Source organism: Spirosoma profusum (assembly GCF_014699005.1).
Lineage (GTDB): Bacteria > Bacteroidota > Bacteroidia > Cytophagales > Spirosomataceae > Spirosoma > Spirosoma profusum.
In genome coordinates this window covers 141,304-164,739 of record NZ_JACWZY010000003.1, presented here as the reverse complement: position 1 = coordinate 164,739, position 23,436 = coordinate 141,304, and the positions used below count along the sequence as shown (strand labels likewise).

Here is a 23,436-nt window from a genome sequence, read left to right as displayed (position 1 = left end):
TAAAATCCAGAAATCAGTTTTTCGGTTTCCAGTGTTCTGCTACGTCCGGAACCGCCTGACGAATCTGCGCCAGCACATCAGCAGGCAAAGGTCCTAATTTAACGGCTTCACAGTTCGCCAGCACCTGCTTTTCGTTACGCATCCCCGGAATAACAACGCCAATATTTTCGCTGGACAAGCTGAAACGTAGCGCCGAAACAGCCAGACCGCCCGGCAAATCGTTCAGGAAAGCTAGTTTTCGTGACGAATCAAGTAGCCAGTTTCGGTCGCGATCGGGTAAATAGTGACGGTATTGATCGGGAGCGAAAGCTGGTTCAGATTGCAGATACGTTGGATTTAAGAAACCCGAAGCCAGCGGTACCCGTCCGATGAAAAAATAATCGTCAGCACCAGAAATTGGAAAAAGTAGTTCTTCAGCCCGCCGGTCGAGCGCGTTGTAAATAACTTCCACTACGTCCCCAAAACCAGCTTCTACTACTTTTTTAGCACCATACACGCTACGTGAGCTTACACCAACGTAACGAATTTTACCTGCTTGTTTCAACGTATCAAAAGGCGTTGGATCATACGTTGCCCAATCGAAAGCATCAGGTGGGCTGTGGAGCAGTAATACGTCAATTGTCTCGCGACCAAGCCGACGCAAACTTGCCTCAACGGCTTCTGTTACGTAGTCGGCACTATAATCCTGAATTGGTTGGCCATCGGGCGTCTGCCGATTACCGAATTTTGTGCAAATAATCGACGTAGCCGTTTTTTGCTGAAAAGCTTCCCGCAGAATTTCTTCGGATTGACCACGACCGTAACTATCGGCCGTATCGAAGAAATTGATTCCCTGTTCCAGTGCTACGTGTACGGCCCGAATCGCTTCCGACTTATCGACCTCGCCCCAACCTGTTACGTTACCGTTTACTACGTTAGGTCCGCCAAACTGCCACGTACCGAAGCCCAGACGCGATGTTAATTGTTCGTTTAGAGAATTTACCATTCGATTATTTATGAGCCTGTTCAAACTTTTATTCGAGAGCGTTTTTGTCACCCTGACGCAGGAAGGATCTTAAGGTTGCCTGAAATACAAATAAGGAAACGTTAAGATTCTTCCTGCGTCAGGATGACAAAAACGCTCGTCTTAGGTCTATTTTCAAAAGTTGAAACAGGCTCTTTATAAAAATTCTGGTCGTTCAACGGCCTAGCTATCTGCTAATTAGCTCGCTGAACGACCAGAAAATCAATACTATTCAATTTTAGAAAACAGACTCAGCAGGAGCCGGATTCATGATGATTTTACCTTTAATAAGGCTGCGCTGGCCGGGGTATTCGGCGAAGAACGCGTTACGTCCGTGCATCACGCGGTCATCGTGGAAGAAAACGGCTTCACCTTTTTGTAGCTGCACAGGCAGAATAACACCGGCGTTCATGATGCGGCTTTCCAGGAATTGATGGAAACGTTCGCACAAATCCAGTACTTCAGGTGAGTTTTCTTCCCGCGACAGGCAGAAGTAGTTCCAGTTGGCCAGATAACCTTCGCCATCCTGATCGATAATTTTCCGCACTTTCCGGCTACCGCCTTTCGAGTGGACTACGTCTGTTGCCATTAACTCTTCAAGAAGTGCTTCTTCTTCGTCAAGTTTCATGCATTCAACCAGATCAGGCAGGTCGAAGAACGTAGTAGCGCCACCGATTTTTGCACGAGAAGCGCAGTAGAAGAAGTTAACGGCTTCTTCACCATTCAGCTCTACGTACGAATCGTCCGTGTGCATGGGCTGGCGCGTGTTGCTGGAGCGGTAGCGGTCAGGAATTTGCGGATCATACGTAATGTCGATCCAGCGATTTCCGGTTTGCTTACCAGTTGCCAGGTCTTCATCGGCGGCATGAATGCGACCAATGGTTTCCGATAGCTTACTATAAAAATCGTGTACGGGTAGATCTTCTTTGAAGCCCGACAGGTAAACCAATTTATTATTCTGAACAGCCTCTTTTACGTTCTGGAACGTTTCTTCCGGCGTAGTATAGACGACTTCCTTGAAAAAATTCATAGCCTATATTCGTTTCATTGTTTGACACACAAAATAAGGAAACTCAAACAGTTAGCCAAAATTGACTTATTGTTCGTACTAATTATTTAGAATTCGGTGTAGACCGATCGCTATTACGCCGTAAGCACGTTGTATGGCTGGTGGCGTCAGATGGTCATAAATAACCGTTTTCAAATCTTCCCAGCTTGGCCGCGCCAGTGAATAATATTTGGCCGTTAACCGAAGTTTGGCCAGATACGAATCGCGGTACTGCTTGCTGTTCATCATCATTCGGTAGTACCGGGCTATATTTTTCTTCATCACCCGGTCGTACCGATATTCCAGCTCGCGATTGATGTTGTCATACATATCGATCCGGTTTTTCAGATAAACTGCATCGGCCTCATTATCCGTAAAGCTGGTACCGTTTTTATTCTTCCGATATACCGACATAACATCGGGTATATAGCCAATTTTACCCATTTTCGCCTTCAGAATCAGGCGGGGGATATCGCCACTAACCGACTCGCGGAACCAGGCCGGATATTCTTTGATGGTGTTCCGATACATGGTACTCGACGTAGCCATAAACCAGATTTCTTTATCACCAATCAAATCCTCGATGGTGTAATAGGATTTCATATCCGACCCATTAAGTATCTCCGACGGGCTACCATCTTCATACGTAATCAGTGCGTTATGAAACACCATTGAATAGTCTGGGTGCGCATCCAGCATGTCGACCTGTTTCTGGAGCTTGAGCGGATCCGTGAGATAATCGTCACCATCGATGAGTGCGTAATACTCACCTTCAGCCCGTTTCAGCGTTTCCAGAAAGTTGATTCCACCATTCTTACCCATGTTACGTGGGTGCAGCACGCCTTTCACCAAGCCAGGATGTTCGCGTTCATATTCCTGAATAATCTCCCGCGTACCATCCTTCGAAAAATCATCGCCGACTAAAATTTCAATAGGAAAATTTGTCTGCTGCATCAGTACACTGTCGATGGCCTGACGAATGAATTTCGCTTGATTATAGGTGATAATCAGAACACTAACTTTTGGCATAACTAGTATTGATTCGATTTTCAGTTCATGAACAACCACGTAGCGTGGATGATTCCAGAATCGAAAATGGACTAAACAACAGCCTCCGACGTAGCGTTTTTGGCAGTTTGAATCTGTGCTTTCCAGCCTTGCGGCTCATCTTTATCAGCCGGTTTGGCCCAGGGATCGTAGAACGGCAGAATGGCCACCCAACGCCCGGCGGGATCCTCCCAACTGAAACGGTCTGCAAAACTTGATGGACTAACCCAGTGGGGCAAATCGTACCGGAACAGGATGATATCGCCCATGTCCTGATAACCTTCCGTCTCCACAATGTGGTCGTTGATGACGTAACCCGTACCGCCCGAGGTATAATCTTTTCCGTACTGATTTAGTGCCAGAATTGTGCCAACCTTCTGCGGATTCAGTGGGTGCCAGTGCCGACCGAAGAAGCTGCCTCCAAGCGGATAGTGCGTAACCTGCGGATGGAAAAACGGCCCTCCTTTGTGGATACCGTATTCTTCGTTATTACCGGTCAGATTATTCCAGAATTGACGTAACGGCGTGAAAACATTCAGTAAAGTTTCTTTGGTAGGTTCTTCCAGATCCAGAATGGCGTCGAACGTGTGGTCATGAAACAGTTGCGGAGCCTGCTGAATCTTGGCAATGTGCAATCGCTGCTTATGCTGATTATTGTCGAACGTATCAGGACCTTCCGCAAGTGGCGTTTTATCGGCCCATTCGCGGGTTGCTGCGATAACGCTACGTAGCGTAGCCTCTGGAATCCCTGTTTTAACGATTACGATGTTTGGTTCATTAACCAGCCGCATTACCTCTTCAAACGGAATCTCCGGCACAATCTGACCATCCTTGAATTCGGCATCAACTTTTATAATGTATTTTGCTACTTCTTTCATGGTTGTGAACGTACTGATTTGATACAAAATAGGCGTCTATCTTTGCAAAATGCAAATTCCGTACAACTGATTCTTATCATAAGGCTGGCTGAGTTGCGTACCCGAAACCAGATGCGCCAAAGCCATTTCCGTTATAAAACATAACCCATTGCTGCTGATACGGGAAAATATGGCAGTAGTCCATCATCAGTGAGTCCCAGCCATCCTCCGAGCGTTCAATGCCTGCCAGTTCGTCTTTCCGAGTCCACGTAAGACCATCCGTCGATTCGGCGTAACCAATCCGGTAACTCTGCCGAACATCGGTACGGTAGTTGGTAGCATTACGATAGGAAAAATACATTTTGTACAAATTCCCATCCTTATAGACCGTCGGTCGACCAATGGCATCGGTAAATTCATCGTAACCAACACAAACGTGCCCGGTACGTTCCCAGTTGATACCGTCAGTAGATTCAGCGTATTTGACGTTATAAAATGGCTCCGGGTGGTTGTTAATTACCTCAATTTTCGTGCACGACAAATACCACATCCGCCAACGGATACTTCCGTCGGGTTGTTCTTCACGGATAACACAGGGTTGCGCTACCCAAACCTGATCGTAAATGGAACGATCGAGAAGTGGGCCCGTGTACTTACGCTCGAACGTCAATCCGCCATCTTTACTGACAGCCAGACCAATTCCTAGTCGATAACTAGCCGTTTCACTTTTGTTCCAGCCGGTATAGTACAGCCAGATTTCGTTCCCGACCGGCAGAAACCACGAAGGCATCGCTCCCGAATCATCGAACATACCAACTTCACCTTTCGTAAGACAAGGTTTGTCGTGGATATACGTAACGTTGGTCAGGTCATTGGGGTCAAGCTCAACAAACGACGTAGCAGATGATACGTTCTCGTCGCGGGTTGAGAAATAAACGCGGAGTTTATCGGCCATCGGAAAGCCAAATGGAACTTGCGCGTGCGTCCGGCTAAACGCTTTTGAGCCGTCGGGTTTATAAATCAGTCCTTTTTTCTGCCAGGTCATAGTGTAGCGCGGGTGGAAACCCGCGATTTTGCGTCAGTAACTGCGGACGGTCGGCCGCTGCCGTTTCCACCCGCGTTACTTTATGCTACGTAATGTCTGTACCACTGCTGGAAAACCATCAATGTCCAGAGAAGTTTGCGGTTGTTTTGTTTACCGGCGTAATGTTCGTTTTTGATTTTTGCTACGTAGTCGTAATTGAACAGACCGTGCTGTTTCAACGACGCTTCCGATAGCAGATCGTCGCACAACGGACGTAATTCGTTACGCAGCCACTGCGACAACGGAATCCCGAACCCTTTTTTGGGCCGATCAATGATGTCATCGGGAATTTTGCCCCGCATCAGCGATTTCAGGATGTATTTACCCGAAAGTCCTTTTCGTTTGTATGACTCAGGCAAACTATTGGCGAAATCTACAATCCGATAATCCAGAAACGGCGCCCGAACTTCCAGCGAATTGTACATGCTGGCCCGGTCAACTTTTGTCAGAATATCATCCAGCAGATACGTCTGGTAATAGATATACGACGTTTGATCGAAGGAATCCGTATTTGCGGGAAGTTGCGCTAAATGCTTATCAATGAGCCCCAGTCCGGTTTTATCCGTCACCTGACTCAACACCGACGATGACAGCAATTGCCGCTTCTGCGACGGCGAAAAACTCCCCAGCCAGAGCGTATGCGTATAAGCTGGTTTTTCCTGAAAACCCTTCAGGAACTGCTTCACCTTAAAATCCAGACTGATGTTATCGTCCTTAACGGGCAGTAAATCGGCCGCGTGACCCGCCAGCGCGTGTACAAAACGTGGCATCTTGCTATAAACACCCCGCGCATAATCGGACGTAAAGGTTGGATAGCCAGCCAGTAACTCATCGCTGCCGTCGCCCCCGAGCGAAACCGTTACCTGTTCACGCGTAAACTGCGATAACAGATACGTTGGAATGATCGACGCATCGGCAAATGGCTCGTCGAGTTTATCAGTGATATTGGGCAGCAGGTCAAGAGAGTCCTGCGCCGTTAAGGTTTTCTCGTGGTGATCAGTGCCCAAGTGTTTGGCAACTGTTCGGGCGTAACCGGCTTCGTCGTACGATTTTTCCTGAAAACCAATGGAGAACGTTTTTATTGGAACCGCACTGTTTTTCTGCGCATAATAGGCCACCGCCGAGCTATCGAGTCCACCGCTTAAGAAAATGCCCAGTGGTACGTCGGCTATCATCCGAATGGCGGTTGCGTCGTTGAGCAGCGCGTCGAAACGGTCAATAGCCGATTCAAACGAGATTGGCTGGTGATTGAACGTAACGTTCCAATATGGTTGGTGTTTGGTGATACGTCCTTCCTCAAAAATCATGTATTGCCCCGGCTCCAGCTTGTGGATGTCGCGGAAAATACTGTAGGGCGTCGGTACGTATTCAAACGTCAAATACGCATTAATAGCGTCCGGGCTAATTTCGTTCGAAACGAGCGGGTGCTGCAACAGGGCTTTAGGCTCAGACCCGTAAACCAACGTATCACCCGCCACGCTGTAATAAAGCGGTTTTTTACCCATGCGATCACGGGCAATCAGAGTACGTTTCCGCTTAAAATCGTGAATCACGAACGCAAACATGCCGTTGATCCGGTCGAACATGGCTTCGCCGTACTCTTCGTACATATACACCAGCACTTCGGTATCCGACGTAGTACGTAGCGTGTATTTATTCAGCTTCAGCAGGTCGTTACGTAGCTCCTGAAAATTATAAATCTCGCCGTTGAAGACCATGCCAATGGTTTGGTCGGCCGTAAAAAACGGCTGATTGGCGGCATCACTCAGGTCGATGATGCTAAGCCGGGCATGGCCCAGCCCAACGCCAGGCTGCCACCATCCGCCTTGAAAATCAGGGCCACGATGGCGTAACTGACGAATCATACGTAGCAGATCGTCTTCGTTGCCACGCCCTATAAATCCCGCTATTCCACACATAGACCTATAGTTTTATTTTTTCGTCATCCTGACGCAGGAAGGATCTTAAAGTTGCCTGACGTACAAATAAGGAGACTTTAAGATCCTTCCTGCGTCAGGATGACAAAAAACTGCTGAATATCATTTTATACCACTTCGGTTTCCTGCCCGAAGTTGATGGTTTCTTTCACGCTATACGGCATTTTGTGCTGCGACTCGTAATACGTTCGCATCAAAATCTCTGCCAGCACGCCCATCAGCACTAATTGAATACCTACGATAAAAAACATAGACCCAATTGTTGGCAATGGGGTTTCAACCAAATCTTTCTGACCGGTAATTTTGAAATAAGCCGCCAATAAAACAGCCGCCAGCGACACCAGAAATGCCAGAACGCCTGCTCCGCCAAAAAAGTGAATCGGCCGCTGCATGTATTTATCCAGAAACTTAATCAGAACCAGATCAAGCAACACCTTATAAGTTCGGAAAATACCGTAGTTGCTTTTACCAAACTGTCGGGGTCGATAGTTAACAGGCATTTCCGTCACTTTGCCACCCTGCCACGTACAATAAACCGGAATAAACCGGTGCATCTGTCCGTACAGAATAACATCCTTGATGACATCCCGGCGATAGACTTTGAGCGTGCAGCCGTAATCGTGCAACTCAACCCCCGAAATAGCGCTGATAAGCTTGTTAGCCATGCGCGAGGGCAACTTACGGGTCAGGAATTCGTTTGCCCAACGGTCTTGCCGCCAGCCGCTCACTACGTCGTAGCCCGAATTCAGTTTTTCAATCAGTTTGGGAATATCGTGCGGATCATTTTCTAAATCGCTGTCGATCAGCACAATAATTTCACCGGACGCATTTTGAATACCAGCATTGATAGCGGCTGTCTGTCCGAAATTACGTTTGAAATTGATGGCTTTTACCCGGTCGTTTTGTGCACAGATTTTACGTAGCTGAGCAAACGAATCGTCTTTGGAACCGTCGTTAATCGCAATAATCTCGTAGTCATACTGCCCGATGGCATCGTCCAGCGCGTCGAATAGAATGGGAATACTCTTCGATTCGTTGTAAATAGGCAGTATTACGGATAGATACGTCATAGTTTTATAATTAACGTGCAAATTTAAGCATCGGAACGCTTAAAAAAGTACAAACGGCACTTAAAACCAGAAACGGGTAAAATGGAACCAGATAACGCGTTTCAGGATGCCGCAGCACAACCACGAAAACAACTGTACACATCAATATGGCCAACGGAGCCGCCAGCATTCTTGGTTCCTTACGAAATCCACGAATCAGCATCAGCACCAAACCTACTACACCCGGCAACAGAATAAATACGTAGTGGTAGAGACGTAGCAGCCAGCGCGGCCACTGAGCAGGAATAATATCGTCCAGAAAATTATACCCCCAGGTCCCGTTGAAGAACGTAAACGTATATCGACTAAGTGCCCGAACGTAGTAAACGAACGGCTTTTCTTCCTGAACGGACTTCGTATACTCACCCAGTTTCTGATGAATTTCGGCGTGATAAGCTTTCCGTCTGGTCGAATCGAGATTCGGATTGTTGGCGGTTTCGTAATATAGATTGCGTAGGTGCGTAATCGAATCCTTATTGAACCGGGAGGTGTAGATGTAATCCGGTGGTGGACCTAAATTCTCCTTAACGTACCAGCGAAGGGGCGGCACAAACGCATCATTTTTCCAACCCAACATCCAGCGAACGCCCGTATTCGGAAACCAGAACGAATAATCTTCGCCATAGGTCTTGTAAAAATCCATCATGTCGAAATAATTCGTCGGCCATACGCTCGCGGGGTACCACGGATTTTTCAGCAGGGGAATAACCTGATGATAATGACGGTAGTTACGTAGCGTCCACACGCCATCGGCAACGACAAACGGAAGCAGAAACAACGTAGTATACTGAACTACCCGACCAAATTTCAACTGCCCTTTCAGCCACTGCAACCCCCAAATTCCGGGAAGTATCGCCAGCATCGGCGCATGAGCGGGCTTTAGGAAAATAGACCAGGTTACCCAGCCACCAGCCGCCAGCAAGGCTAGCCAACGTAACGCCTGTTTATCCTCAGACCGTAGCCAGGCGTGTACAAAAAAAATAGAGGCCGAAGCCGCGAAACTTTCGGTCAGGAAATACGCATCGAAAATACTGACGAACGTACTGAACAGGTAAATGAAATACGCCCAATAAAAAGCCCGCTCGCTCTTAAAAAGTCGTTGCGCACACAGGCCCAGTACGTATACGGAAATTGCTGAGACAATTAACTGAAGAAAAATGAGGGTATTACAGGCATCGGCCTGATCCATCAGCCGACGTAGTACGTAGTAAACCAGCGGGTAACCCGGCATACGCTCGCCCGTATCGAAGCTACCTGTAATGAGCAAGTGTTCGACGGGCGTTACGTAAGTGACCATGTCACCGTTACTCTGCCCTAAAAATCCCGGAACATCGTGGTAATACGTCTTGGTCAGGTACCATCCGAAGAAGGTCCCTTTCACGACCAAAGCAATTGTTATCCAGAAAAGAGGAGCCAACCAGCGATGAGCCAGAATTTTTTTCAGCATGGCTGCTCGGTTTTGTACCAGGTCACAAACCGACGTAACCCTTCTTCCAGCGGCACGCGGGGTTGATAACCAAGCAAACTACTTGCTTTTGCTACGTCGGCGAAGGTCCGTTCTACGTCGCCAGCCTGTTTGGGCAGGTTGATGATGTTTGGCTCTTTTTCCATCAGCCGATACAACGTATCGACTAATTGCTGCAACGTAACGGGACTTTGATTACCAAGATTAACGGTCTCGAATGCCTTCGGATGCTCGTTCAGGTACGTAACGGCGGCCACAATGCCATCGACAATGTCGTTCACGTACGTATAATCGCGCGACGTATCACCCAAGCCGTACATAGTAATAGGCTCGTTATTGGCCATCATTCTGACGAACTTGTGAATCGCCAGATCAGGCCGTTGCCGTTCGCCGTAAACCGTAAAGAATCGCAGGTTGATAATCCCCATACCATACAAATGATGGTAGCTGTGGTTCATCAACTCACAGGCTTTTTTGGTAAAGGCGTAGGGCGAAATCGGGTTATCAACGCTATCGGATTCGCTAAATGGAATTTTCTCGTTGTTGCCATACACCGATGACGACGAGGCAAATACCATCTTGCCCACCTTCTGCGCGCGCATCCACTCCAGCAAGTTGTGCGTCCCGACGATATTGGTCGAAATGTACTCAGCAGGCTGGTCGATGGAGGGCCGAACGCCGGCTTTACCCGCCAGATGGATTACCGTATCGATATCGGTGCTGAGGCCGGTAAGCCAGTCGGTTTGCCGAATATCGGCTTCGACAAACGCAAAATTCGGGTTTTGGCGCGCCAGTGAGAGATTTCGCTCTTTATAGTGGCGCGCGTAAAACGTATCGAAGTTATCGACGCCGGTAACGCGATAACCTGTATTTAATAATCGCTCCGTAAGGTGACTACCAATGAAACCCGCACAGCCCGTAATCAAAAAATGGGGAGTAGTTGCCATCTTCAGCTTAAATCAGTGACGTACCAGACTAAACTAGTGACGCTTAGGTAGTTGGTAGAAGACGGGCTGCCATACTATCATGAATCTGGGTCATGGTTTCTTTCAAATCGAAAGTCCAGTCCCAGCCCGGATAATGTTGTTTAAATTTGGTCAGATCCGAAATATACCAGATGTGGTCACCGCTCCGGTTGGTTTCGGAGTACTGGTAATTGAACTTATTACCCGAAATTTCTTCGCAAAGCGCAATGGCTTCGAGCATCGAACAGTTAGCGTAACGACCACCACCTGCATTATAAACTTCGCCCGGACGCGGATTCTGGTAGAAATGCCAGAACATATTCACTAAATCCCAGCTATGAATGTTGTCGCGAACCTGCTTGCCTTTGTAGCCGAAAATCGTGTACTGATTGCCCGTAATGGCGCATTTCATCAGATACGACAAGAACCCATGTAACTGCGCTCCCGAGTGATTGGGCCCCGTCAGGCAGCCCCCACGGAAAACGCCCGTATTCATGCCGAAATAACGACCGTATTCCTGCACCATAATATCAGCAGCCACTTTCGACGCACCAAAAACCGAGTGCTTGGTATGATCGAGGCTCATGTGCTCGTCGATACCGTTGGCAAAATACGGGTGGTTCTGATCGATTTCCCAGCGCGTCTCCGTTTCAATCAGCGGCAGGAAGTTGGGATTATCGCCGTATACCTTGTTCGTCGACGTGAAAATAAACACGGCTTCGGGGCAATGCTGGCGGGTCATTTCCAGCATATTCAACGTACCAACAGCGTTTACACCAAAATCGGTGAATGGTTCGCGGGCTGCCCAATCGTGGCTGGGTTGAGCGGCTGTATGCAGCACCAGTTTAATGTCGGTGCCAAATTCCTGGAAAATGGTTTCCAGTTGAGGCACTTCCCGGATATCGGCAGTGCGGTGCTGGTAGTTCGAGTAGGTTTCGGCTAGCCGGTTCCGGTTCCATTCGGTCGAACCATCGGCCCCGAAAAAGTACTGCCGCATGTTGTTATCAATACCGACCACAAGGTCGAATTTATCCGCAAAGAAGGCAACGGCTTCACTGCCTATCAGACCGGCCGAGCCCGTAACTAATGCAATTTTCATCGTGTTTTTCGCGTATAGAGCCGCTTGTCTATTTAAATAATACTCTTTTGCAAGAGTGGTTTTATTGAGCAAAGTAACACAAAAAACCGACGCATAGTGCGTTTGATCAATCGGTTTACCGAACATTGCCTAGCTTTTTAGTGAACGGCTGAACATTTTTTTGGCATCAGTTCCGGCTGCGTTACGTTAACCCATAGCCTCTCTAATTGATCTGTTAAATCGTTTTTTCAGAACCTTCCACGTAACAGTAAGTTAGCTATCTGATTGTATTCTCAACGTTTTTATCTCCTGTATGAAAGCAGCTGTGTTTCACAAAATTGGCGACATCCGCATCGAAAACACGGATGACCCACGTATCGAAGAGTCGCGTGATGCCCTTATCCGCGTTACGTCGACAGCCATTTGTGGCTCTGATTTACATATTTACGACGGATTCATACCGCAGCTTCAGAACGAAGTGCTTGGGCACGAATTTATGGGTATCGTAGAAGAGGTCGGTTCGGGCGTAACAAATCTGAAAAAAGGCGACCGGGTAGTGGTGCCGTTTACGATTGCTTGCGGGAAGTGTTTCTTCTGCCAGCACAATTTGCAGATGCAGTGCGAAGAATCGAATACCAAACATTATGGTCCCGATGGCGGGCTTCTTTCCGAAAAAGGCGGGGCTCTTTTCGGCTATACGGACCTTTATGGCGGCTACAATGGTGGTCAGGCCGAGTACGTCCGGGTACCCTATGCCGATTATGGCCTGCGCCACGTACCAGAAACGCTAAAAGATGAACAAGTCCTGTTTCTGACCGATATTTTCCCGACCGGTTGGAGCTCAATCGAGTGGGGCGAATTGAAAGGGGGCGAAACCGTAGCCATATTTGGGTCAGGCCCCGTAGGTCTAATGGCTCAGAAAGCAGCCTGGATTCAGGGAGCTGGTCGGGTCATTGCCATCGATCCGCTTGAATACCGACTCGAACGCGCCCGGCGAGTTAATAAGGTCGAAACGCTGAATCCTGATCAGGTCGACGTAGTAGAAGCGATCCGCCAGATGACCAACGGTCGGGGGGCCGATCTCTGCGTCGATGCAGTCGGTATGGAAGCCAACCGAACCATATTGGAGAAAGCAAAAGCCGTTATCAATTTCGAAAAAGGTACGACCAAAGTACTGGAACTATGTTTTCAGGCAGTACGTCGGGGCGGCATTGTTTCCGTTGTTGGCGTGTATGGCAGCCCTACCGATAATTTCCCCATCGGCCGCGTCTTCGATAAAGGCATTACAATACGTAGCGGCCAGTCGTTTGTCCACAAAAACATCGACTATCTCTTAGACCTTGTGGTTCAGGGAAAAGTAGTGCTCGATGACATCATTTCGCACATTCTACCCCTGTCGGAAGTGTCGCGGGCTTACGATATGTTCAAAAACAAACAGGACGATTGCACGAAGGTGGTTCTAAAACCCTGAGAACAATCCTGTGGTTGTATTTAGAAGCTGCTTCGTCTTTCAGAGAAGTTTTTGTCATGCTGAGGTACGAAGCATCTTATAATCTTCCTACTGGCTAGTTTGGATGCTTTAAGATGCTTCGTTCCTCAGCATGACAAAAACGCTCCTGAAAGACGAAGCAGCTTGAAGCATTACAACAATGAACTCACATAACTCAACAATGGAAAATCAAACAAAAAAAACGGCACTGATTACCGGTGCCAGCAGTGGTATTGGCCGCGAACTCGCCCGCTTATTCGCTAAAGACGGCTACAAACTAGTCGTAGTGGGACGTAACACCGAGTTGCTTGAACAACTCGCCAATACGCATACAAATCAGTACGGCACCGAAACCGTGATTATTCAGAAAGACCTGGCTGATCCCAACGCCCCCGAAGAAATTTACGCCGAAACCCAGTCGAAAGGCATTCAGGTCGACGTATTGGTGAACGACGCGGGCTTTGGCGAATACGGTCAGTTTGCTACCGAAACCGATTTACAGAAAGAACTGAACGTAGTACAGGTGAACGCCGTAGCGCTGATGCACCTGACCAAATTATATGTGAAAGACATGGTAGCCCGTCAGGATGGTAAAATTCTGATGCTGGGTTCCGAAGTTTCAGTTGTGCCGAACCCGATGATGGCCGTATACGGCGCCACCAAAGCTTTTATCAAATCGTTTTCGGAAGCGATACGTAACGAATTGCAGGGTACGAACGTAACGGTTACGGTATTGATGCCGGGGGCTACGAACACCAACTTCTTCAACGTTGCGGGCGCATCCGACATTAAAGGAGCCGATCCGGCCAAAACCGCGAATCCGGCCGACGTAGCGAAAGAAGGTTACGAAGCGCTGATGCAGGGAAAAGACCACGTAGTGGCAGGCTGGATGAACAAAGCTCGCGTAGCGGTTGCACACATACTTCCCGACCCACTATTGGCCGCTAATGCGCGAAGAGATATGGCTCCTAAAGACGAGTCGGGAGACCAACAAAAAGAACGTGGCAAGCAATTTGCAGTTGGTCTTGGGCTGGTGGCCGGTGTGGTAGCGGGGTTATTCCTGACGTATCGCCAGACAAGTTCCTACGACCGGATGCGCTATCGATACAAGGCTAATCAGGCTGGTAAAGCGGCCAAAAAGGCGCTGGGTAATGCAGCCGATTCCGTAAAAGGAGTTTATCAGAAAGCACAGGAAGTGGCCGAAGAACAATTTGCTTAAAGTAACCGTTTCACTTCCCGAGAGTCTTAACTACGGCTTTCGGGAAGTTTTTTTTACTTTTGATTCCATCCTCTTTTTATAGACTCAATTTTATGCTTCTATCGTTTACAGCACTTGATGAAAAAGCCCGGTGGAGAGAATTTTGCTGTGAACTGATTGGTCTGGAAGAGGCCTTCGATTTCCTGAACCTTATTGCGAATGAAGGCCACACGATTGTGCAGGCTTTTATTCATGAAGACAGTACTTGTACGGAATTGCCGGGTGAAGCTTTCGACGGCAAACCTATCTCAGCCTCCATCCGAAAATTGGAAAAACAGTGGAAACAAGCCTTAAAAAGCCCACCTTTAAAAAAACCACGACGTCCGGCGAATGACTCGGCGTTGCTACGTCAGGAGCTTACTCGTCAACGCATCAAACTTTGCGATACAAAGATCACCATATTTGAGACATCAATTCACCATTTTGAAATACTACGTCAACAAACAGAGGATCTTCAACTTTCGCCTTTTCGAAAAGACAAACTCATTCGCCATTACGAACAAAGCATCGTCAATTATCAGCATCTGATAGCAAGAGCATTGACTGATCGATACGCTTTGGAGACGAAATTAAAGTAATTAACTGTCTCATCACTTATCCGGCAACAAAACAGACTCTTTACTAAGTTGCTCCTGCCGAAACGCAAAATCGTGTGCCAGCTGGGCTCGTTTCCGGGTTTCCTGGGCCTTCGACAAAAATTGTTCGGCCGCTTCCATATTGCCGCCTTCGGCAAATTGTTTTCCCGACTGTTCGAGCAGAATCACGGTTTCTTCCAGACTACGTATCGCCTTCCAGAACGACTCTTCAACAACTTTTGTCGTTTCGGCCAGTAACGTGTTCGCCGTGAACGCATGGCCCGTATGGCAGCGATAACGTATCAGTTTGCCTTCTTTAATGCTAACCAGGGCACCGCTGCATTCGGGACAGGTGAGTGGCGTTAGCTCACCCAAATCGATGATACCCTGCTCGAAGGCACTATCCTGAGCCGCGATATTTACTTCGGCTTCCATCAGCTCCTGTTCCTCAGGCAGCAAATCCGACTTATCAGCTACCGTCTCCTGGATTAGCTCGGTGAGCAACGTAGCCATTTGGGCAACGGATACCCGGTAATCGACCTCTACGTTATTCAATACGCTATCGGGCATGCTGGAATACATGGCTTCGTCGGGCTCCTGCACGATGGTCAGTCCACCGAGCCGCTTCACCGACCACATGCCCGACGTACCATCGTCGAGTAAACCGGTCAACACTATGCCAATAACCCGTGGCCCGTACGTATAAGCCGCCGACCGAAACAAGGCATCAATCGACGGGCGAAACCGGTTCTCTTTTGGGCCTTTCTTCACCACAACCTGGTCGTATTCAACCAGCATATGGTGGTCGGGTGGTGCTACGTAGATATGCCCCGGACGAACCAGTTCGCCATCTATTGGATGAGAAACCGTAAGTTTTCCGGCGTGGGCAAGAATTTCGGGCAGGTAGCTGGGCGAGTGCGGAGAAACGTGCAATACCACAAAAATGGCCGCCCCGAAGTCGGCCGGTAAGGCCGCAACCAGGTCTTTCAGCACGTACACCCCGCCAGCCGACGCGCCTATAACGATAATATTTCGTTTTGCCATTAAGTATATATCGTTTAACTTTATGTAGGTAATTGGTCAATCCAATCGTACTATCTAAACCGCCATATGGCTGCTTAGTTTAGCAACAGCCCTCCCATATGGCAAAAAAGCAAACTCCATCCGATTCCACAGAGCTAAGTTCATCATCTAGTGTCCCGATTGTTGCCATTGGCGCATCAGCAGGCGGGCTGGTGGCAATCACTGAGATTCTTGAGCAATTATCGCCAACTACCGGGCTGGCCTTTGTCTACATTCAGCATCTCGACCCAACTCAGGACAGCCATCTGGTCGATATTCTGGGTCGGGTCACGCCCATGATCGTCCGTAAGGCCGAACACCTGATGCGCGTGGAGTCCAATCACCTGTATATTATTCCGCCCGATCGCGATCTGGAAGTATTCGATGGCGTGTTGACGCTGATGCCGCGTAAGTTCCGTGGTGACATTCACATGCCCATCGACCAGTTTTTTCTGTCGCTGGCCGAGCGGCAGAAAGAAGGTTCCATTGCCGTAGTGCTGTCGGGAACGGCTTCCGACGGAACACTCGGTCTCCGGGCCATCAAAGCGGCTGGCGGCATTACGTTTGCGCAGGACGAAACGGCCCAGTTTCAGAGTATGCCCCGGTCGGCCATTGCCGAAGGGGTAGTCGACCGGGTACTTCCTCCGGCCGAAATCGCTCAGGAACTCGAACGACTCGGTAAACAATCGGCGGTGTTTCAGCAAACTATCCATACTGAACAGCAGGAAGCCGAAAGTATGGAGTCGTTGCTGAATGATTCCACGGTGGAAACTAGTGAAGACCTACGTAGCATCATCCAGATACTGCGTAGGGCTACCGGCGTCGATTTCACCCATTATAAAATGACGACCATCCACCGACGTATCATTCGGCGGACGCTGCTCTACAAAATGGATTCGCTGCGCGAGTATGCCGACTACCTGCGTCAGCAGCCCGAAGAAGCCAGCCTGCTCTACGATGACTTGCTCATCAACGTAACAACGTTCTTCCGGGATGCCGAAACCATGGATTATCTCCAGAAAGTGCTGTTACCGCAACTGGTTCGGGAAAAACACGCGCAGGACCCGATACGTATCTGGGTGCCCGCCTGCTCAACCGGGCAGGAAGCCTACTCGCTGGCTATGCTGCTGATGGAGGTGATCGGCGACCGGTCAATCAGCCGTACCATTCAGATTTTTGCAACCGATTTGAGCGAGTCGGCGGTTGCCAAAGCCCGGCTGGGCAGCTACACGCGCGGTGAGGTAATGGACGTATCGGCCCGGCGGCTGCAACGGTTCTTCACCAAAGTAGACGACCATTATCGCATCAACAAAACGGTGCGGGATCTGTGCGTGTTTGCCCCACACAACATGCTGAAAGATCCGCCTTTCTCACGCGTCGACCTGATCAGCTGCCGAAACCTGCTCATTTATCTGGATATCACCCTCCAGCGGAAGGCCATCATTACGTTCCACTACGCCCTCAATCCGAACGGATATCTGATTCTTGGTAAATCCGAAACCGTTGGTACGTCGGCCAAGTTGTTTTCGCAGCTTGAAAAAAATTATAAGGTTTTTGCCCGAAAAAACGACGTAGACAGCCGTACTACGTTCACCATGACGCCCCGCCAGCCAGACACTGATCGGGTAACGAACCGACCCACTAAATCAGGCGAAACGGACCTACCGCCAGAAACTCCCTCCGAACGTAGTGCCGGGTTAGGACAGGAGCGTTGGGGAGGCAAGGTTTCTGATCTCGACAAAATGATCGATAACCTCCTGTTGAGCCAGTACGTACCGGCCAGCGTGGTGGTCAATCAGGATCTCGAGATTCTTCAGTTTCGGGGTTCTACGGGGCTTTTCCTCGAACCGTCCCCCGGCAAAGCCAGTCTGAATCTGCTTAAAATGGCCCGTCCATCGCTGGTTTTCGAACTACGTAACGCCGTCCACAAAGCGCAGAAATCAGGCGAAGCAGTCAGGAAAAGCGGACTGGAAATAAAAATAAAAAGTAAAATTCACTACGTTGCCATCGAAGCCGTACCCATCGACACCATCGGCGAAGAGCGGCTATTTCTGATTATCTTCGAGGAAGTAGAATCGACGGTGGCGCCTACCATACGTACCACTGTTGCCCGAAACCGTCGGATTAAAGAGCTGGAAGCCGAAATAACCAATCTGCGCGAAGATATGCGCTCGATTATTGAAGGTCAGGAAGCCAGCAACGAAGAGCTCCAGTCGGCCAACGAGGAAATTATCAGCAGCAACGAAGAATTACAGAGTATTAACGAAGAACTGGAAACCAGCAAGGAAGAAATTGAGTCGACGAATGAAGAATTGCTGACCATCAATCAGGAGTTGCAGGTACGTAATGATCAGTTGTCGGAAGCGCATCAGTTTGCTGAAGATATTTTCGGAACCATTCGCGAGGCCACACTGGTACTCGACGCCGACCTACGTATCAAAAGCGCGAATCAGGCGTTTTACCGGCTCTTTAAAATCAGCGAGGGCGAACCCGAACGCCGACTTATTTACGAACTGGGCAACCGCCAGTGGGACATTCCCGAACTTCGGCTCAAACTCACCGACATCATTACGTCGGATGTGCCGTTTCAGGGCTACGAAATGACCTACGTATCGTCGGAAGTTGGCAATAAAACGCTGTCGCTCAATGCCCGGCGCGTAGTACGTCAGCAGGATTCCATTCTGCTGGCCATCGAAGACATCACCGAACGCCGTCGGGCGCAACTGCTTCTGGCCGAACGCGAAGCCTGGTTCCATCAGATTGCCGACAACCTGCCAACCCTCATCTGGGTAACCGATGCAAACGGAAAATTTACGTTTCTGAACAAAGCCTGGCTTCAGTACACCGGTCGAACCATCCAGGATATGCAGCAGCAGGGTATCGTTGGTTCGTTACACGCCGAGAACCAGCCCGTTTATCAGGCGATGTTCACGTTGAGCTACAAAGCCCGGCAGGGGTTCAGTACCGAATATCGATTACGGCGGCACGACGGTGACTATCGCTGGATGATGGAAAACGCGCAGCCGCTGTTTAGCATCGATGGGCAATTTAACGGCTACATTGGCAGTTCGACGGATGTACACCTGCAAAAAGAGATGAACCAGGAGCTGGACCGGCGCGTGCAGGAACGGACGCATGAACTGGATCAGAGCCACGATTTGTTCCAGGCGGTCGTCAATACGGCACCGCTCTCAATTGCCGTGATGAAAAACGCCTTCGATGCCAACGGACGTATCGACGACTTTGAAGTACTATTCTTCAATGATTTCACCCTGAAAACGGTAGGTGGTGGCAACTATATCGGAACCCGCTATACAGAATCCTTCCCCAACGTTATCACCAGTGGTGTGCTGGACCGGTTTAAACACGTAGCAACCACAGGAGAGCCCGCCGATTTCGAGCAGCTTTATGAAGGTGAAGGCATGCACCACTGGTTTCACTTCATGGCCAGCCGGCTCGACGATATTCTGGTTGTCATTACCGAAGACATTACCCGCCGAAAAAAGGCTGAGGTTCAGATTCAGCAGACAGCGCATCACCTGCAGGCAGTGCTCGACAGCTCCATTACCGCCATTTGCTTTCTGAAGCCTGTTCACCAGGCCGAACAGGTAACTGACTTCACCATGGCCGTTTGCAACAAGGTATTTGCCCAGGATGTAAAGCTCTCCCTTCAGGAACTGGCTGGGCATTCGGTGTTGCGGATAATGGATAAGTTGTGGATGGAGAACACAATAAACAACATCCGAAACGTACTGAAAACCGGCAAACCTTTTCAGGAAGAGCGCTATTTCTCCGATACTGATCAGTGGATGCTTCGTACACTGGTTAAATATGACGACGGCGTCGTGCTAACCAGCCAGAATATTACGGCGCTGAAAAAAGCGGAAGAACAGCAGGGGCAACTACTGAACGAACTGGAGAAATCGAACGAAAATATTCACGTACTGACGCAGTTGCGCCAGCAAATTCGAGAGCGGGGCGAGTTTTTACGTAGTACGTCACACGACCTGCGTGGTAATTTCGGTATCATTCAGGGAGCCGCCGGTCTGCTCGACATAGCCAACAGCGAGGAAGAACGGGGTCAGATGCTGTCGATGCTTCAACGGAATCTACGGCAGGCCACGCAGATGCTCACTGAATTACTGGACGTAGCACGTCTGGAAGCGGGGCAGGAAGAACGCCATCTGGCTTCCGTCGACGTAGCCGAACTACTGAATGAAATCGTCGAGAGCGCCCGTCCGCTGGCCAATGAACGCGGACTTTGGCTACGTACCGAAGGCGATAAAAGCCTCATCATCGAAACAGACGCCGTTAAACTTAACCGAATTGCGCAGAACCTGATTCTAAACGGCTTAACGTATACGCAGACTGGGGGTGTTACAGTACGTTGGGAAAGCTTTGCCGATACCTGGCAACTAATCGTTCAGGACACGGGGCCGGGTTTGCCGGAGAGCGTACATACAAAATCTGGCGAGGGAATTGGGCTGGTGATCGTACGCCAGTTGTGCGAGTTGCTGGATTGTCAGCAGGAAATTGACAGCCGCCCAGGCGTTGGTGCCCGTTTTCAATTATCGTTTCCCAAAACGTATTAGCTACCCCACGTCAGCGGTCAACTACTGCTTCTCTTCTCTACTAACTTGATATATTTTGTTAAATAATTCAAAAACAAAACTGTTCATTGTTCTATTATGTAGCTACCAACCAATATTATTTTTATACACTAGGTTCAGGATTAATACTAGTTAACTGATTAGTAGTAAGCAATTCATCAACCTTCCTCAACTTATTATGCCCATGAATACGTTTGACAAAACCAACAGAAACCTCAGCCATGCGAAAATGCTGGTTGTTGAAGACAATGCCGATTATTGGCTGCTTATTAAAAAATCGCTGGAGCAGGTTCTTCCCGAAGTTAAACCTGTACTCGCTCAAACGCCCGAGCAGGCTCTTGATTTACTGAACGAGTGGAGCCTGCAGGAATGGGAACTACCTAAACTGATTTTACAGGATTTATATTTACCCACTCGCGAGGATGGCTGGCAGTTATTGAAAAAAATCAAGCAATTGCCATCAGCCTGTAGCCGCATTCCGGTGGTTATCTTAAGCTCATCCAGCTCCCGCGCCGACATTGAAGAAGCTTATCAGTTTGGGAGTGCCTCTTATCTGGTCAAACCAGTCGATTTTCCGGGCTGGATCAATTTTTTTGGGGAATTACGCACCTACTGGTGGGAAACCGTTTCGCTACCCCCCGTCCATTTTTCACTATAGAAATCCTCCCTTTTACGCCACCATTCCGGTTGTGGTTGCGTTTGGCAGCGCCACGATACGTAGCCAGAACTGACAGATACGTTCCAGCGTACTTTCCATCTGAGGATAAACCGCTGGAAACGTAACAACCGAGTTTGCCTGGTGCTGATAGCCATTAATGATTTGCTGGTCGGTCGGCGACACGATCAGAATAACCGGAATCCGACAAAGGTCCTTATCTATTCTCAGCCGTTGAAGCGTATTCAGCCGTTCGAGCATGGCAGTTCGGGCGTCTAAGAAAAGTAATGATGGATAGTCACGTAACGGCAATGGCTTCAGCAGGTCAGGAATCGACGTACTGGTTCTGGATACGTGAAGTTGATGCTCGAATTTTCTACTGGTGACAATCTGGCTTAGTAACGGCGTGATATTCTCATCCTCGGTCACCAGAAATACCGATGCCGTAGTGGATGCCTCTGGTTCAGACCCAACCGAGGTTTCGCGAATTACGCCGATTTGAGTAACTGCTTCGTCCCGTCTCTGCAATAAATCAATAACCGTTTGTAAGCGACGTCGACTCACTGGAAACACGTCGCCCGTATCCATATACACCTTTCCCGACATTTTTCGGCGCGGAGGCTGATAAAGCTTTGTAATGAAGGCCGGATTGAGCAGAGCGGTTTTATGTACCCGTATGAAATCAGGTAACAGCAATTCGAGGTAGCTGATCGGCTTTGCCAGCAGCTTTTTTTCGCCATCCCGAAAATGTATCCAGCTATAATTATTGGCTCCCGACAGATGATTGATTCGTTCGGGATGAAGCAGGGCAGGTTTAATAATACTCATGGAACTTGCGGACTACGTAACACACTAGAAGTCAGGAGCTACGTGCATTTTGACTATTTCTGTACGAATACATAAACGTAACACCCCTCTCCTGACTAAGTTTTGGTCAACTAACAGATGAGGCAAATGATGAGGAAACGGTCCGCCCATTGCCTAAACAGTTTTCATTCTATCAGACCAGCCCTAAACCTTGTGGCGCACGGTCGGTTATGTAGTATCAACGTAGCGAAATCTTATGCGCCTGTCGACCTCAACCAAAACCATCCTTTGGGCCGTAGCCGGACTTGCCTCACTGGCTTCCATCAGAGCCGCCCTGGCTCAGAAACGCAAGTTCGATTTTCGGGGGAAAACGGTAGTCATTACGGGCGGTTCGCGTGGGCTTGGCCTCGAACTGGCCCGGCTATTTGCACGCGAGGGCGCTACGTTGGCGCTCTGTGCGCGGCAGGCCGATGAGCTTACCTATGCACAACAGGAATTAGAAAATTCGGGTGGATTGGTATTTACACAGGTTTGTGATATTACCGATAAGACACAGGCTGAGCGGTTTATTCAGTCTGTTCGGCAGGAAGTCGGGCCAATCGACGTACTGGTGAATAACGCGGGAGTCATCAGCGTATCACCCTTTGAGCACGTAACAGAAACTGATTTCCGGGAAGCGATGGACACGCATTTCTGGGGCGCCTTTCACCTGATCAACGCAGCCTTACCGCAAATGCTGGAACGTGCGAAACGGGGTGAATCCTCAGGACGTATCGTCAACATTGCATCGGTCGGGGGTAAGATTTCAGTACCGCACCTACTCCCCTATTCGGCTAGTAAATTCACGATGGTTGGTTATTCGGAGGGCTTGCGAGCGGCCCTGCAAGAATACGGCATCTACGTAACGACGATTTGTCCCGGCCTGATGCGTACTGGTAGCCCACGTAACGCTACGTTCAAAGGGCAACATCGCAAAGAGTACGCAGCCTTTAAAATCGCCGACTCTATACCTTTATTCACGATGAATTCTGCACAGGCAGCCCGCGAAATTGTAGAAGCCTGTCGCTACGGGGAAGCTGAACGCATTTTGGGCGGGCCCGCCAAACTTGCCAGTGCCATTCAGGGTGTAGCGCCGGGTTTACTGGCTGAAATCATGGGTTTTGTAAACACCTTGTTGCCCAATCCGGGCGGCATCGGCGAACAACCAACAACGGGCATCGCCAGCGAAACAGCCCTTTCATCATCTTTCCTGACCAAATTGACTAATGAGGCTGCCAAGAGAAATAACGAATGATTTTTGTTGGTGAGCAGTTTTTGTCAGCGAGTTTTTTGTCATGCTGACGAGGGAAGCATCTTAAAGCGTCCCAACTTGAGCGTAATGAATCTT

General features: G+C 49.0%; 18 protein-coding genes. 6 read left to right on the top strand and 12 right to left on the bottom strand.

From position 1 onward, the window contains the following. Positions 1–13: 13 nt before the first annotated feature. From IC229_RS05340 to IC229_RS05295, 10 genes are all read right to left on the bottom strand, one after another. Positions 14–985, bottom strand: coding sequence for an aldo/keto reductase (locus IC229_RS05340; RefSeq protein ID WP_190885906.1), 972 nt, complete (start codon positions 983–985; stop codon positions 14–16). Positions 986–1,241: 256 nt separating this feature from the next. Continuing rightward, positions 1,242–2,033, bottom strand: coding sequence for a TauD/TfdA family dioxygenase (locus IC229_RS05335; protein WP_190885905.1), 792 nt, complete (start codon positions 2,031–2,033; stop codon positions 1,242–1,244). Positions 2,034–2,111: 78 nt separating this feature from the next. Next, positions 2,112–3,080, bottom strand: coding sequence for a glycosyltransferase family 2 protein (locus IC229_RS05330; RefSeq protein WP_190885904.1), 969 nt, complete (start codon positions 3,078–3,080; stop codon positions 2,112–2,114). A 71-nt stretch (positions 3,081–3,151) separates the two neighbouring features. Further along, positions 3,152–3,976: a hypothetical protein gene (locus IC229_RS05325; protein WP_190885903.1), complete on the bottom strand. Its 825-nt coding sequence runs from the start codon at positions 3,974–3,976 to the stop codon at positions 3,152–3,154. A gap of 76 nt (positions 3,977–4,052) precedes the next feature. Further along, positions 4,053–5,000: a glycoside hydrolase family protein gene (locus IC229_RS05320; protein ID WP_190885902.1), complete on the bottom strand. Its 948-nt coding sequence runs from the start codon at positions 4,998–5,000 to the stop codon at positions 4,053–4,055. Positions 5,001–5,080: 80 nt separating this feature from the next. Further along, positions 5,081–6,958 (bottom strand): asparagine synthase (glutamine-hydrolyzing), encoded by a 1,878-nt coding sequence (asnB, locus tag IC229_RS05315; protein WP_190885901.1) that lies wholly within the window; start codon positions 6,956–6,958, stop codon positions 5,081–5,083. A gap of 125 nt (positions 6,959–7,083) precedes the next feature. After that, a complete protein-coding gene (locus IC229_RS05310) occupies positions 7,084–8,046 on the bottom strand; it encodes a glycosyltransferase family 2 protein (protein WP_190885900.1) in 963 nt (320 codons plus the stop codon). 10 nt (positions 8,047–8,056) lie between these two features. Next, entirely contained in the window at positions 8,057–9,532 is a 1,476-nt protein-coding gene (locus IC229_RS05305) for a hypothetical protein (RefSeq protein WP_190885899.1), read from the bottom strand. Beyond that, positions 9,526–10,497: a GDP-mannose 4,6-dehydratase gene (locus IC229_RS05300; protein ID WP_190885898.1), complete on the bottom strand. Its 972-nt coding sequence runs from the start codon at positions 10,495–10,497 to the stop codon at positions 9,526–9,528. Before IC229_RS05300 ends, IC229_RS05305 begins: the two co-directional genes overlap by 7 nt. Positions 10,498–10,540: 43 nt before the next feature. Beyond that, on the bottom strand, positions 10,541–11,614 hold the full coding sequence (locus IC229_RS05295; protein WP_190885897.1) for an NAD-dependent epimerase/dehydratase family protein: 1,074 nt from the start codon (positions 11,612–11,614) through the stop codon (positions 10,541–10,543). Between the two features lie 292 nt (positions 11,615–11,906). On the opposite strand from IC229_RS05295, the gene IC229_RS05290 reads away from it, so the two are divergent. The 3 genes from IC229_RS05290 to IC229_RS05280 all read left to right on the top strand — a co-directional run bounded on the left by IC229_RS05290 (position 11,907) and on the right by IC229_RS05280 (position 14,918). Beyond that, complete coding sequence (locus IC229_RS05290; RefSeq protein ID WP_190885896.1) at positions 11,907–13,064, top strand: zinc-dependent alcohol dehydrogenase; 1,158 nt, start codon at positions 11,907–11,909, stop codon at positions 13,062–13,064. A 199-nt stretch (positions 13,065–13,263) separates the two neighbouring features. After that, a complete protein-coding gene (locus IC229_RS05285; protein ID WP_190885895.1) occupies positions 13,264–14,301 on the top strand; it encodes an SDR family NAD(P)-dependent oxidoreductase in 1,038 nt (345 codons plus the stop codon). A gap of 92 nt (positions 14,302–14,393) precedes the next feature. Continuing rightward, positions 14,394–14,918, top strand: a complete 525-nt coding sequence (locus IC229_RS05280; protein WP_190885894.1) for a hypothetical protein — start codon at positions 14,394–14,396, stop codon at positions 14,916–14,918. Positions 14,919–14,930: 12 nt separating this feature from the next. On the opposite strand, the gene IC229_RS05275 is transcribed toward IC229_RS05280, so the two are convergent. Next, positions 14,931–15,959 (bottom strand): chemotaxis protein CheB, encoded by a 1,029-nt coding sequence (locus IC229_RS05275; protein ID WP_190885893.1) that lies wholly within the window; start codon positions 15,957–15,959, stop codon positions 14,931–14,933. Positions 15,960–16,057: 98 nt separating this feature from the next. Between IC229_RS05275 and IC229_RS05270 the strand changes: the two genes are divergently transcribed. Together IC229_RS05270 and IC229_RS05265 are read left to right on the top strand one after the other, a co-directional pair. Beyond that, positions 16,058–20,569: a CheR family methyltransferase gene (locus tag IC229_RS05270; RefSeq protein WP_190885892.1), complete on the top strand. Its 4,512-nt coding sequence runs from the start codon at positions 16,058–16,060 to the stop codon at positions 20,567–20,569. Positions 20,570–20,771: 202 nt separating this feature from the next. Beyond that, complete coding sequence (locus IC229_RS05265; protein ID WP_223833871.1) at positions 20,772–21,245, top strand: response regulator; 474 nt, start codon at positions 20,772–20,774, stop codon at positions 21,243–21,245. A gap of 12 nt (positions 21,246–21,257) precedes the next feature. On the opposite strand, the gene IC229_RS05260 is transcribed toward IC229_RS05265, so the two are convergent. Further along, the gene (locus tag IC229_RS05260; RefSeq protein ID WP_190885890.1) at positions 21,258–22,070 is read right to left on the bottom strand and encodes a LytTR family transcriptional regulator DNA-binding domain-containing protein; all 813 of its coding nucleotides are present in this window, start codon (positions 22,068–22,070) and stop codon (positions 21,258–21,260) included. Positions 22,071–22,305: 235 nt separating this feature from the next. Between IC229_RS05260 and IC229_RS05255 the strand changes: the two genes are divergently transcribed. After that, on the top strand, positions 22,306–23,343 hold the full coding sequence (locus IC229_RS05255; RefSeq protein ID WP_190885889.1) for an SDR family NAD(P)-dependent oxidoreductase: 1,038 nt from the start codon (positions 22,306–22,308) through the stop codon (positions 23,341–23,343). The last annotated feature ends 93 nt before the right edge of the window (positions 23,344–23,436 follow it).

Coding starts and splice junctions, on each gene's coding strand:
- IC229_RS05340 (WP_190885906.1), bottom strand. CDS start 985: ATGGTAAATTCTCTAAACGAACAATTAACATCGCGTCTGGGCTTCGGT.
- IC229_RS05335 (WP_190885905.1), bottom strand. CDS start 2,033: ATGAATTTTTTCAAGGAAGTCGTCTATACTACGCCGGAAGAAACGTTC.
- IC229_RS05330 (WP_190885904.1), bottom strand. CDS start 3,080: ATGCCAAAAGTTAGTGTTCTGATTATCACCTATAATCAAGCGAAATTC.
- IC229_RS05325 (WP_190885903.1), bottom strand. CDS start 3,976: ATGAAAGAAGTAGCAAAATACATTATAAAAGTTGATGCCGAATTCAAG.
- IC229_RS05320 (WP_190885902.1), bottom strand. CDS start 5,000: ATGACCTGGCAGAAAAAAGGACTGATTTATAAACCCGACGGCTCAAAA.
- asnB (WP_190885901.1), bottom strand. CDS start 6,958: ATGTGTGGAATAGCGGGATTTATAGGGCGTGGCAACGAAGACGATCTG.
- IC229_RS05310 (WP_190885900.1), bottom strand. CDS start 8,046: ATGACGTATCTATCCGTAATACTGCCTATTTACAACGAATCGAAGAGT.
- IC229_RS05305 (WP_190885899.1), bottom strand. CDS start 9,532: ATGCTGAAAAAAATTCTGGCTCATCGCTGGTTGGCTCCTCTTTTCTGG.
- IC229_RS05300 (WP_190885898.1), bottom strand. CDS start 10,497: ATGGCAACTACTCCCCATTTTTTGATTACGGGCTGTGCGGGTTTCATT.
- IC229_RS05295 (WP_190885897.1), bottom strand. CDS start 11,614: ATGAAAATTGCATTAGTTACGGGCTCGGCCGGTCTGATAGGCAGTGAA.
- IC229_RS05290 (WP_190885896.1), top strand. CDS start 11,907: ATGAAAGCAGCTGTGTTTCACAAAATTGGCGACATCCGCATCGAAAAC.
- IC229_RS05285 (WP_190885895.1), top strand. CDS start 13,264: ATGGAAAATCAAACAAAAAAAACGGCACTGATTACCGGTGCCAGCAGT.
- IC229_RS05280 (WP_190885894.1), top strand. CDS start 14,394: ATGCTTCTATCGTTTACAGCACTTGATGAAAAAGCCCGGTGGAGAGAA.
- IC229_RS05275 (WP_190885893.1), bottom strand. CDS start 15,959: ATGGCAAAACGAAATATTATCGTTATAGGCGCGTCGGCTGGCGGGGTG.
- IC229_RS05270 (WP_190885892.1), top strand. CDS start 16,058: ATGGCAAAAAAGCAAACTCCATCCGATTCCACAGAGCTAAGTTCATCA.
- IC229_RS05265 (WP_223833871.1), top strand. CDS start 20,772: ATGAATACGTTTGACAAAACCAACAGAAACCTCAGCCATGCGAAAATG.
- IC229_RS05260 (WP_190885890.1), bottom strand. CDS start 22,070: ATGAGTATTATTAAACCTGCCCTGCTTCATCCCGAACGAATCAATCAT.
- IC229_RS05255 (WP_190885889.1), top strand. CDS start 22,306: ATGCGCCTGTCGACCTCAACCAAAACCATCCTTTGGGCCGTAGCCGGA.